Origin of the sequence: Dactylosporangium fulvum (assembly GCF_025137375.1) — a bacterium.
Lineage (GTDB): Bacteria > Actinomycetota > Actinomycetes > Mycobacteriales > Micromonosporaceae > Dactylosporangium > Dactylosporangium fulvum.
The window spans coordinates 8135513-8147116 of the sequence record NZ_CP073720.1 but is presented as its reverse complement, the minus strand read 5'-3'; the positions used below and the strand labels follow the sequence as shown (position 1 = coordinate 8147116).

The 11604-nt window shown below is 72.4% G+C and carries 9 protein-coding genes; 8 read left to right on the top strand and 1 reads right to left on the bottom strand.

Annotated features, from left to right (window positions below):
• Positions 1 to 8: 8 nt before the first annotated feature.
• From Dfulv_RS48465 to Dfulv_RS37240, 5 genes are all read left to right on the top strand, one after another.
• Positions 9 to 809, top strand: coding sequence for a helix-turn-helix domain-containing protein (locus tag Dfulv_RS48465; protein WP_264675831.1), 801 nt, complete (start codon positions 9 to 11; stop codon positions 807 to 809).
• Complete coding sequence (locus Dfulv_RS37255) at positions 806 to 3232, top strand: VIT domain-containing protein (RefSeq protein WP_259858509.1); 2427 nt, start codon at positions 806 to 808, stop codon at positions 3230 to 3232. The genes Dfulv_RS48465 and Dfulv_RS37255 overlap by 4 nt, the downstream gene beginning before the upstream one ends.
• A gap of 90 nt (positions 3233 to 3322) precedes the next feature.
• A complete protein-coding gene (locus Dfulv_RS37250) occupies positions 3323 to 3907 on the top strand; it encodes a phosphatase PAP2 family protein (protein WP_259858508.1) in 585 nt (194 codons plus the stop codon).
• A 53-nt stretch (positions 3908 to 3960) separates the two neighbouring features.
• Positions 3961 to 5961 carry a threonine--tRNA ligase gene (gene thrS, locus Dfulv_RS37245; protein WP_259858507.1) on the top strand — a complete coding sequence of 667 codons (2001 nt, stop codon included), beginning with the start codon at positions 3961 to 3963 and terminating at the stop codon, positions 5959 to 5961.
• Positions 5962 to 6005: 44 nt separating this feature from the next.
• Positions 6006 to 6482 carry an HIT family protein gene (locus Dfulv_RS37240; RefSeq protein ID WP_259868843.1) on the top strand — a complete coding sequence of 159 codons (477 nt, stop codon included), beginning with the start codon at positions 6006 to 6008 and terminating at the stop codon, positions 6480 to 6482.
• A gap of 78 nt (positions 6483 to 6560) precedes the next feature.
• Here Dfulv_RS37240 and Dfulv_RS37235 read toward each other — a convergent pair whose 3' ends face one another.
• Positions 6561 to 8723, bottom strand: a complete 2163-nt coding sequence (locus tag Dfulv_RS37235; protein WP_259858506.1) for an elongation factor G-like protein EF-G2 — start codon at positions 8721 to 8723, stop codon at positions 6561 to 6563.
• A gap of 193 nt (positions 8724 to 8916) precedes the next feature.
• On the opposite strand from Dfulv_RS37235, the gene pgsA reads away from it, so the two are divergent.
• The 3 genes from pgsA to Dfulv_RS37220 are packed head-to-tail and all read left to right on the top strand — an operon-like array spanning position 8917 to position 11604.
• Entirely contained in the window at positions 8917 to 9549 is a 633-nt protein-coding gene (pgsA, locus tag Dfulv_RS37230; protein ID WP_259858505.1) for a phosphatidylinositol phosphate synthase, read from the top strand.
• On the top strand, positions 9546 to 10463 hold the full coding sequence (locus tag Dfulv_RS37225) for a phosphatidylinositol mannoside acyltransferase (RefSeq protein ID WP_259858504.1): 918 nt from the start codon (positions 9546 to 9548) through the stop codon (positions 10461 to 10463). Before pgsA ends, Dfulv_RS37225 begins: the two co-directional genes overlap by 4 nt.
• A gap of 10 nt (positions 10464 to 10473) precedes the next feature.
• Positions 10474 to 11604: a glycosyltransferase family 4 protein gene (locus Dfulv_RS37220; RefSeq protein ID WP_259858503.1), complete on the top strand. Its 1131-nt coding sequence runs from the start codon at positions 10474 to 10476 to the stop codon at positions 11602 to 11604.

Here is an 11604-nt window from a genome sequence, read left to right as displayed (position 1 = left end):
TTGGCGGCATGACCGCGACAGGATGGACGCTCGACGAGTTGACGGCCCGGGTGGCCGCCGCGCTCGGCGGTGCCGCCTATGCGGGTGCGCCGAACGGGCGGGTGCGTGACGTGCCCGACGCGCGTGCCATCCGGTGGTACGCGACGATCGGCCTCGTCGACCGCCCGGCGATGCGTGGCCGGGTCGCCCTCTACGGGCCGCGTCACCTGCTGCAACTGGTGGCGATCAAGCGCCTGCAGTCGCAGGGGAAGCGGATCGCCGACATCCAGGTGGAGCTGGCGGACGTCCCGGACGAGGTGCTCGGCGCCATCGCCGACGTGCCCGAGGGCCTTGCGGCCCTGCCGGGCGGCACTGCCGGGGGAGCGTCGGGCGTGATTCACCCGAACAATCCGGATAAATCCGGCATCCCCGAAGATGTGCCGGGTGATCGTGCCGGTGCCGGGGGCCGACCGGCGGAAGCCGGGAAGGGCCGCCGGCGGTTCTGGACCGACTCCCCGGGCAGCCACCGCCCTCCGGCCGCCGAGCCGCCGGTCCGCCGGCCGGCACCACCGGTGCCGGGCGGACGGCCACCGGGGGACCGGTCGCCGGAGCCGGGAGCGGACCTGCCCGGCCTGCTCACCGGGGTGCCACTGCCGGGCGGCGCCGTGCTGCTGCTGCCCGCGCACCCCAGCGCCGACGACGTGGCCGCGATCCGGGCCGCCGCCCGGCCGCTGCTCGACCTGCTCACCAGCCGGGGAATCCTGCCCGACCAACCTGCCGATCAGCCTGCCGACCAGTCCACCACGCCGAACCCAGGGAGTGCGAAATGAGAGTCGCCACGATGACCGAGGCCGAGGCCGCCCGGGTCGCCGTCTCCGCGGACGAGGCCGGGATCGGCGCCCTGCGCACCGAGCGCGGGAATCTTCCCCTCGACCGGCTCGACGTCCGTGCCACCATCACCGGACTCGTCGCCCGCACCGACCTCGTCCAGGAGTTCGTCAACGTCCACACCACGCCGCTCGAGGCGACCTACATCTTCCCGCTGCCCGACCGCGCCGCCGTGATCCGCATGGCGATGACCGCCGACGGGCGGGTCGTCGAGGCCGAGCTGCAGGAGCGCGGGGCCGCCCGCGAGGCGTACGACACGGCGATCGCCGCCGGTCAACGCGCCTCGATCGCGGAGGAGGAGCGGCCCGACGTGTTCACGATGCGGGTCGGCAACATCCTGCCCGGCGAGCGGGTCAGCGTGACGTTGTCCCTGGTCGGGCCGCTGGCGTTCGAGGACGGCGAGGCGACGTACCGCTTCCCGCTCGTCGTCGCCCCGCGATACGTCCCGGGCGCCCCGCTCGACGGTGACAGTGTCGGTGACGGGTACGCGCTGGACACCGACGCCGTCCCGGACGCCTCGCGGATCAGCCCGCCGGTGCTGCTGCCCGGCTTCCCGAACCCGCTGCGGCTGGGCATCGACGTGACGATCGACCCGGCCGGGCTGCCCCTCGGCGAGGTCCGGTCCAGCCTCCACACGGTCGTGGAGGATCAAGGACATCTGACGGTACTGCCGGGTGAGCGCGCCGACCGCGACTTCGTCCTGCGCATCGGCTACGGCGCCGGCACGCAGAGTCTCACCCTCACGCCCGACGCCGACGGCGAGGAGGGCACCTACCGGCTGACCGTGCTCCCGCCGGCGGCGCAGACGGCGCCCCGCCCCAAGGACGTGGTGCTGCTGCTCGACCGCTCCGGCAGCATGGGCGGCTGGAAGATGGTCGCCGCCCGCCGGGCCGCGGCGCGGATCGTCGACACGCTCGACGCGCACGACCGCTTCACGGTGCTCGCCTTCGACGACCGCGTCGAGGCACCCGACTCGCTGCCCGCCGGGCTCGTCGCCGGCACCGACCGGCACCGGTACCGCGCGGTCGAACACCTGACGAGGGTCGACGCCCGCGGCGGCACGGAGCTGCTCCAGCCGCTGCTCGACGGCCTGCGCCTGCTCGACGACACGACCCGCGACCGCGTGCTCGTGCTGGTCACCGACGGCCAGGTCGGCAACGAGGACCAGATCCTGCGCACGGTCTCGACGGCCCTGCGCGGCGTGCGCGTCCACACCGTCGGCATCGACCAGGCCGTCAACGCCGGCTTCCTCGGCCAGCTCGCCATCGCCGGTGGCGGCCGCTGCGAGCTGGTCGAGAGCGAGGACCGCCTGGACACGGCGATGGACCACATCCACCGGCGCATCGGCGCCCCGGTCCTCACCGGGGTGACGGTCACGCCCGCCGGCCTCGACCTCGTCGACGGCACGCAGACCCCGGCGCGGCTCCCCGACGTGTTCCCGGGTGTGCCGTTTGTCGTCGCCGGGCGGTACCGCGGGCCGGTCGCCGGCGCGCTCACCGTCGCCGGCACGACCCGCGACGGCAAGCCCTGGTCGGCGACGGTCACCGCGGAGCGCCACGACAACGCGGCCCTCACCGCGGTCTGGGCCCGGGCGCTGCTGCGTGACCTCGAGGACGCCTACGTGTCCGGGGGCGGCCCCTCCGGCGGCCTGGAGGAGCGGATCACCACCATGTCGCTGCGCTTCGGCGTGCTGTGCCGCTTCACGGCGTACGTGGCCGTCGACAGCCGCGTGGTCACCGACGGGGACGAGCCCCGCCGCGTGACCCAGCCGGTCGAGACACCCGCCGGCTGGCAGCCGCCGACCGCCGTGCCGCGGCCCCCGCTGCAGCCGCTGCGCGCCGCTCCGATGGCCGCTCCGCCGTTCCACGCCGCGCCGGCCTCGATGCCGATGCCGATGGCCCCGAGTGCCCCGCCCGCCCCGACCGGCCCGAGCGGCCCGCCCGGCTCGCGGCCCGGCGGCATGCCCTACCCGGCGCCGTTCGCCACGGGTGGCGGCGGGATGGCCCGCAAGCTGCGTGGCCGGGGCTCGTCCCGGGCCGTCGCCGTCGGGCCGGCCCACCCGCAGGCCGAGCAGGTCCGCGCGACGGTCGTCGAGGTGCGGGAGCTCGCCGCGCAGGAGGCGGCCCGGCTCCGCGAGGCCGCCGACCGGCCCGACTACGAGCGGCGGGAGCTGCTGGAGGACCTCGGCTCGCGGCTGGCCGCGCTGGACCTGCCCGAGCTGCGGGACCTCACCGGCGCCCTGACGCCGGCCGCGATCGCGGAGCGCCCGCTCGAGGACCTCTGGCGGTTCACCCTGGAGGCCCTCGACAAGGCCGCCGGCAACCCGCCGCAGGCCGAGCCGCGCCGGGCCTTCTGGAAGCGCTGAGCGTACCGAATCCGAAGGACGCCGGTCGATGCGCTCGAAACGGGGGAGTGCATCGACCGGCGTGCACCGCTGCCCCGGTACGGTGCTGCGGTGACAAGCCAGCGAATCGCCAGGGCCCTCACCGAGATCTTCGCGCCGGCCGTGCTCGTGTCCGTCCTGCTGGTCCTGCTCGGCCTGCACAGCGAGCCCGACCGGCCCGCCCGCGGCCTGGTCCTCGGCGTCCTCGCCGCGCTGTTCGAGAGCGTGCTGCCCTTCCTGTACATCCTCCGCGGGGTCCGCAACGGCAGCCTCACCGACCATCATGTCGGCGACCACAAGCAGCGGCGCGGGCCGCTGCTCGTCGGGCTCGGCTCGATCGCCGTCGGGTTCGCCGTGCTGCTGTGGCTCGGCGCCCACCGCGACCTGATCGCCGCCGTCGTCGCCGGCGGGGTCGGGCTGATCGTGGCGATGGCGGTCAACCACTGGTGGAAGATGTCGATCCACGCCGCGGTCGCCGCCGGCTCGGTCGTCATCCTGATGCTGGTCTACGGCTGGCTCCTCGCCGTCACCGCGCCGCTCGTCGCCGCCGTCGGCTGGTCCCGCGTCCGGCTGAAGGACCACACCGTCTCGCAGGTCGTCGTCGGTGCGGTGGTCGGCGCGATCGTCGCCGGAGGGGTGTTCGCGGCTCTGCGCTGAGCGCCCCGATAGCATCGGGAGGAAACCCGACCGACCGAGCTTGGGAGCAGACCGTGTCCACAGCGCGCCAGACCATCGAAGCCCCTCCGCGCATCGTGGTCACGGCGGGCACGACGGCCGGCGCCGCGGTCGCCGCCGCAGGGCTCCCCGCCACCGGTCCGAAGGCCGTCGTCGTGGTCCGCGACCCCGAGGGCAAGTTGCGTGACCTGGACTGGACCCCGGAGCAGGACGTCGAGGTCGAGGCCGTCGACATGTCCTCGCCCGACGGGCTCAACGTGCTGCGCCACTCGACCGCGCACGTCCTCGCGCAGGCCGTCCAGGACCTGTTCCCGGAGGCCAAGCTCGGCATCGGCCCGCCGATCGAAAACGGGTTCTACTACGACTTCCAGGTCGACAAGCCGTTCCACCCCGACGATCTCGACCGGCTCGAGAAGCGCATGCAGGAGATCATCAAGTCGGGGCAGCGGTTCCGCCGGCGCCGGTTCGACTCGGTCGAGCAGGCCAAGGCGGAGCTCGGCGACGAGCCGTTCAAGCTCGAGCTGGTCGACGTCAAGTCCGACGTCGACACCAGTGAGGTCATGGAGGTCGGCGGCGGCGAGCTGACCATCTACGACAACCTCGACGCCCAGTCCGACAAGGTGTGCTGGTCCGACCTGTGCCGCGGCCCGCACCTGCCGACGACCCGGCTGATCCAGGCGTTCAAGCTGACCCGCACCGCCGCCGCCTACTGGCGCGGCTCGGAGAAGAACCCGCAGCTGCAGCGCGTCTACGGCACCGCGTGGCCGACCCGGGACGCCCTGAAGGAGTACCAGAAGCTCCTCGAGGAGGCGGCCCGCCGCGACCACCGCAAGCTCGGCGTCGACCTCGACCTGTTCAGCTTCCCCGACGAGCTGGGCTCCGGCCTGCCGGTCTTCCACCCGAAGGGCGGCATCATCCGGCGGGAGATGGAGAACTACTCGCGGCAGCGACACGAAGAGGCCGGGTACTCCTTCGTCAACACCCCGCACATCACGAAGGGTCACCTGTACGAGGTCTCCGGCCACCTCGACTGGTATGCCGACGGCATGTTCCCGCCCATGGAGGTCGAGGGCGCGAACTATTACCTCAAGCCGATGAACTGCCCGATGCACGACCTGATCTTCCGGTCGCGCGGGCGGTCGTACCGTGAGCTGCCGCTGCGGATGTTCGAGTTCGGCACCGTGTACCGGTACGAGAAGTCCGGTGTCATCCACGGCCTGACCCGGGTCCGTGGCATGACCCAGGACGACGCGCACATCTTCTGCACCCCGGAGCAGATCGAGAGCGAGCTCGCCTCGCTGTTGCAGTTCGTGCTCGACCTGCTCAAGGACTACGGCCTGACCGACTTCTACCTGGAGCTGTCGACCAAGAACCCGGACAAGTACGTCGGCTCGGACGAGGTCTGGGAGACCGCGACCGAGACCCTGCGCCGGGTCGCCACCGAGTCCGGGCTCGAGCTGGTGCCCGACCCGGGTGGCGCGGCGTTCTACGGGCCGAAGATCTCGGTGCAGGCGCGGGACGCGATCGGCCGCACCTGGCAGATGTCGACCATCCAGCTGGACTTCAATCTGCCGGAGCGGTTCGAGCTGGAGTACCAGGCGGCCGACGGCACCCGGCAGCGGCCGGTCATGATCCACCGGGCGCTGTTCGGCTCGATCGAGCGGTTCTTCGGCGTCCTCACCGAGCACTACGCGGGCGCGTTCCCGGCCTGGCTGGCGCCCGTGCAGGTGGTCGGTATCCCGATCCGCGCCGACCACGCCGACTACCTCGCCGAGTTCGTCGCCCGGCTGCGCAAGGAGGGCATCCGCGCCGACGTCGACCACTCCGACGAGCGGATGCAGAAGAAGATCCGGACCGCGCAGCAGCAGAAGGTGCCGTTCATGGCGATCGCCGGCGACGACGACGTCAACGGCGGCACGGTCTCGTTCCGGTACCGCGACGGCTCCCAGCGCAACGGCGTCCCGCTCGACGAGGCCGTGGCGCACGTGGTGGAGGTCGTCCGCTCCCGGACCAACACGGGGCCGAGCGCGTCGTGACCAGCGTCCCCGACGACCTGGAGCGCCTCTGGACGCCACACCGGATGGCGTACATCAAGGAGGATCGCGCCGGCGATCATGACGAGCCGACCGGGTGCCCGTTCTGCCGGGCGCCCGGCCTGCCGGAGGAGGGGAGCCTCGTCGTCGCGCGGGGCGACCTTGTCTACGCGGTGCTCAACCTCTACCCGTACAACCCCGGGCACCTGATGGTGGTGCCCTACCGGCACGTCGCGGACTACACCGACCTCACGGTGGCCGAGACCGCCGAGGTCGCCGCGTTCACCCAGACGGCGATGCGGGTGATCCGCAAGGTCAGCGCGGCGCACGGCTTCAACCTGGGCATGAACCAGGGCGCGGTGGCCGGCGCCGGCATCGCCGCCCACCTGCACCAGCACATCGTCCCGAGGTGGGGCGGCGACACCAACTTCATGCCGGTGGTCGGCCGCACCAAGGTCCTTCCGCAACTCCTGGGTGACACCCGCAAACTGCTGGCCGAGGCCTGGCCCCTCTTCTCGGATTGATCATGCGCTCGTGGTGCCCGACAAACCCGACATCCCGGGAGTGTCAAGGCACCACAAGCGCATGAAAGGGGAAGGGGGTCAGCGGGCGGCGGCGTGCTCCCGTTTGACCGTCTCGGCCAGGTTGGCGGGCATCGGGTCGTGGCGGACGAACGAGCGGGTGAACGTGCCGGAGCCGGAGGTCATCGCGCGCAGCTCGACCGAGTAGCGGACCAGTTCCGTCGCCGGGACCTCGGCCCGGACCAGGGTGCGCTCGTGGCCGGCCGGGTCGGGTTCGTTGCCCAGGACACGGCCCCGGCGGCCGGGCAGGTCGCTCATCACCGCGCCGACGAACTCGTCGGGCACCCGGATCGTCACCTCGTCGATCGGCTCGAGCAGTGTCGTCCGGCCGCTCTGGGCGGCCTCGCGCAGGGCGAGCGCCCCCGCGGTCTGGAACGCCGCGTCGGAGGAGTCGACCGAGTGCGCCTTGCCGTCGAAGAGCGTCACCCGCACGTCCACCACCGGGTAGCCGGCGACGATGCCGCGCTCCATCTGGGTGCGCACACCCTTCTCGACCGAGGGGATGTAGTTGTGGGGGACCGCGCCGCCGACGACCTTGTCGACGAACTCGAAGCCGGACCCGCGCGGCAGCGGCTCGACCTTGATGTCGCAGACCGCGTACTGGCCGTGGCCGCCGGACTGCTTGACATGCCGCCCGTGCCCCTGGCTCGGCGCGGCGAACGTCTCCCGCAGGGAGACCTTGACCGGCTCGGTGTCCAGCTCGACGCCGCCGGCGCGCAGCCGGTCCAGGACGACGTCCGCATGCGCCTCACCCATGCACCACAGGACCAGCTGGTGCGTCTCGCTGTTGCGCTCCAGCCGCAGCGTCGGGTCCCCGGCGACGAGCCGGCCCAGGTTCTTGGCGAGGGCGTCCTCGTCGGAGCGCGTCTTGGCGACGATCGCGATCGGCAGCAGCGGCTCGGGCATCTCCCACGGCGCCATGAGCAGCGGCTCGTCCTTGCCCGAGATCGTGTCACCGGTCTCCGCGGTGCCCGACTTGGTGATCGCGACCAGGTCACCCGCGACCGCGAACGGCACCTCGCGCAGGTTCACGCCTAGCGGCGAGAACAGGTGGGCGAACCGCTCGTCGGCGTCGTGGTCGGGGTGCCCGCGCTCGGCCATGCCGTGGCCGGAGATGTGGATCGGCTGCTCCGGGCGCAGCGTGCCGGAGAACACGCGGACGAGTGATACCCGCCCGACGTACGGGTCGATCGTCGTCTTGACGACCTCGGCGATCAGCGGGCCCTCCGGGTCGCAGCGCAGCGGGGCGTGCGGGTTGCCGTCGAGGTCGGTGACCGGGGGGACCACGTGCTCCAGCGGCGACGGGAACCCGCTGGTGAGCACATCGAGGAGCACGTCGAGCCCGACCCGGGTCTCGGCGCAGACCGGCACGACCGGGTAGAACGTGCCGCGGGCGACGGCCTTCTCCAGGTCGTCGATGATCACCGAGGTCTCGATGTCCTCGCCGCCGAGGTACCGCTCCATGAGCGTCTCGTCCTCGCTCTCGGCGATGATCCCTTCGAGCAGGCTGTTGCGGGACTCCTCGATGGCCGGCAGGTGCTCGGCGTCGGGCTCGCGCACCTGCGGCGGGAAGCCGTCGGAGTAGTCGAAGACGCGCTGGGTGATCAGGCCGATGAGCCCTTCGACGGACGTGCCGTCGTCGCCGAGCATCGGCAGGTAGAGGGGCAGGACGTTGTCGCCGAAGACCTCCTGGCAGTGGGCCAGGGTCTCGTCGAAGTCCGCCCGATGGTGGTCGAGCCGGGTGACCGCGACCGCGCGGGGCATGCCCACGGCGGCGCACTCCTCCCACAGCGCGGCCGTCGCCGCGTCCATCCCGTCGGCCGCGGACACGACGAACAGGGCCGCGTCCGCGGCTCGGAGCCCGGCCCGCAGCTCACCGACGAAGTCGGCGTAGCCGGGGGTGTCGAGGAGGTTGACCTTGATGTCGCCATGCATGATCGGCGCCGAGGACAGCGTGACGGACCGCTGCTGCTTCACCGCCGCCGGATCGTGATCGGTGACCGTGGTGCCCTCGGTCACCGCGCCCGCCCGGCTGATCGTCCCGGTCGCGGCAAGCAGCGCCTCGACCAGCGTCGTCTTGCCGGAACCGGAGTGCCCGACGAGCACCACGTTGCGTACCCTGCCGGGGTCATCAACCACCGATGCGTGGCCGGTGACCCCCTTCTCCTGGAGTTTCTGCGCCATTACGCGCCTCCCGTCAGCCCGAAGCCTTCTGTGAGCAGTCTCACAGTCACGACCTGTTCACCGATCCCACACCCGAAACATCACCGACACAAGCCCGCCGGCGCTCATCACGGCATGAGGTTTACTCAAGCACCGTGAGCAGTCCCACGCGGCGGTATCCGCCAAGCTTCGCCGCCGTTATCGTGGGAGCGCCATGGCGAAGATCCTCAGCGTAGTCAGCAAGGCCTCCCTGGGCCGCATCGTCCAGCCCGTCGCCGCGGCGCTGCTGCGTGCCGGGGTCTCTCCGAACGCGGTCACCGTCGCCGGCACCGTCGGCGTGCTCGTGGGCGCCCTGGGCTTCGCCACGCGCGGCCACCTCATCATCGCGCTCGTTGTCATCACTGTGAGCTGCCTGACCGACATGCTCGACGGCACGATGGCCCGCCTCCGCGGCGTGACGAACAAGTTCGGCGCGCTGCTCGACTCGTCCATGGACCGCATCGCCGACGGCGCGATCTTCGGCTCCGTGGCCTACTACTTCGCCACGCGGGACGACCTGCGCGGGGTCGCCGCGGCACTGCTCTGCCTGGTCACCGGCCAGGCCGTCTCCTACGTCAAGGCCCGCGCCGAGGGCCTCGGGATGACCGCGAACGTCGGGCTCATCGAGCGTTCCGAGCGGCTCATCATCCTCGGCGTCGGCGGCCTGCTGTGGGCGTTCTACGCACCGCTGCTGGAGATCGTCCTCTGGGTGCTCGGCGTGCTGTCGATCGTCACCGTCGCCCAGCGGATGGTGACCGTCTACCGCCAGGCGAACGCGCAGGCGGACCAACAGGCCGGCGTGTCGTGAACCTCGTCGAGCTCGGCTACGGCGCCGCGTTCTCGCTGCTGCCGAGGCTACCGCGGGGTGCGGTGTGGCCGCTGTTCGCCGCGGCGGCCGGGCACGGCGCCAGGGCGTACCGCGGCGGAAAACCGGGCAAGGGGACCGCGACCCTGGCGAAGAACCTGCGCCGGGTCGTCGGCGACGAGCTGCCCGAGGCGGAGTTCGCCGCACTGCTCGAGCGGGCCCTGCGCTCCTACGCGCGGTACTACCTGGAGGCCTTCCAGCTGCCCGGCCGGTCGAAGGAGCAGATCCTGCGCGGGTTCCGGCTGGAGCGCGGCGAACTGCTCGGCGAGAACGTCGCCGCCGGGGTCGGCTCGGTCGTCGCCCTGCCGCACGGCGGCAACTGGGACGCGGCCGGCGCGTGGGTCGCCGCCAAGGGCTGGCCGATCACGACGGTCGCCGAGCGACTCAAACCCGAAAGTGTGTACCTCAGGTTCCTGGAGTTCCGCCGCTCGCTGGGTATGGAGATCCTGCCGCTCGTCGGCGGTGACCGCCCGGCGTTCGACGTGGTCGAGGAGCGCGTCCGCGCCGGGGCGGTCGTGCCGCTGCTCGCGGACCGGGACCTGACCGCCCGCGGAGTCGAGGTCGACTTCTTCGGCGGCCGGACGAAGATGCCGGCCGGGCCGGCGCTGCTCGCGCTGCGGACCGGTGCCCCCCTGTACGTGGCACAGATGTGGTTCGATGCGGATGCGGCGGCCGGCCGTCTCGTGGGCCCGCTCCCGATGCCGGCCGCCGACGAGGGGCCGCTCGACGTCCGCGTGCGGCTGGTCACCCAGCGCATCGCCGACCAGCTCGCCGAGGGCATCGCGCGCCATCCGGAAGACTGGCACATGCTGCAACGGCTCTGGCTGGACGAGCCGGCGAAGAGTCCAGTGGCCTGAAGGAGGGGCGTTGCGCATCGGGATCGTCTGCCCGTACTCCTTCGACGTGCCGGGCGGCGTGCAGAACCACGTCCGTGACCTGGCCGAGACCCTGATCTCCCTCGGCCACCACGTCAGCGTCCTGGCGCCCGGGGACGACGAGGGCATGACCGTGCCGTACGTCGTGCCCGCCGGCCGGACCGTGCCCGTGCCCTACAACGGCTCGGTCGCCCGGGTCTCGTTCGGGCTGATCTCCGCGACCCGGGTGCGCCGCTGGCTGGCGGCCGGCCAGTTCGACGTGCTGCACGTCCACGAACCGCTGATCCCCAGCCTGTCGATGCTGGCGGTACTGTCCGCGCGCGGCCCGGTCGTCGCGACGTTCCACACCGCCATGACCCGCTCGCGCGCCCTCGCCGCCGCGCAGGGCGTGCTCCAGTTGGTGCTCGAGCGGATCACCGGCCGCATCGCGGTCAGCGAACTGGCGCGCAAGGTCCAGGTCGAGCACCTGGGCGGCAGCGCGTGGGAGATCCCCAACGGGGTGCAGGTCGCGAAGTACCGCGCCGCGCAGCCGTTCGACGGCTGGCCGGGCGACGGCGCGCTGGGCTTCCTCGGCCGGTTCACGGAGCCGCGGAAGGGGTTCCCGTACCTGCTGTCGGCCTTCCGGATCCTGGCGCGGGACCGGCCGGGGCTGCGGCTGCTGGTCGCCGGCCCGGGTGACGCCGACGAGGTGCTCGAGGACGTGCCGGCCGACGTCCGGGAGCGCATCGTGTTCCTCGGCAAGGTCTCCGAGGACGACAAGGCCAGAATGCTGCGCAGCGTCGACCTCTACGTCGCGCCGAACACCGGCGGCGAGTCGTTCGGCATGATCCTCACCGAGGCGATGTCCGCCGGCACGCCCGTGCTCGCCAGCGACCTCGACGCCTTCCGGCGGGTCCTCGACGGCGGCGCCGCCGGTGCGCTGTTCCCGGTCGGCGACGCCGCGGCACTCGCCGCGACCGCCGCGGAGCTGCTCGACGACCCGCAGCGGCGGGCCCGGATCGCGGCCCGGGCGGCCGAGGTGGTCGCCGCCTACGACTGGCCCGTCGTCGCGGAGCGTGTCCTCGAGGTCTACTCGACGGCGATCGAGGTCGCCGGAGCGACCGTGCAGGAGTCGGTCCCGTAG

What these genes read in the sequence shown, in the direction of transcription:
- pgsA (WP_259858505.1), top strand. Translation starts at nt 8,917, where the DNA reads ATGGCGAAGATCCTCAGCGTAGTCAGCAAGGCCTCCCTGGGCCGCATC.
- Dfulv_RS37255 (WP_259858509.1), top strand. Translation starts at nt 806, where the DNA reads ATGAGAGTCGCCACGATGACCGAGGCCGAGGCCGCCCGGGTCGCCGTC.
- Dfulv_RS37240 (WP_259868843.1), top strand. Translation starts at nt 6,006, where the DNA reads ATGGCGTACATCAAGGAGGATCGCGCCGGCGATCATGACGAGCCGACC.
- Dfulv_RS48465 (WP_264675831.1), top strand. Translation starts at nt 9, where the DNA reads ATGACCGCGACAGGATGGACGCTCGACGAGTTGACGGCCCGGGTGGCC.
- Dfulv_RS37235 (WP_259858506.1), bottom strand. Translation starts at nt 8,723, where the DNA reads ATGGCGCAGAAACTCCAGGAGAAGGGGGTCACCGGCCACGCATCGGTG.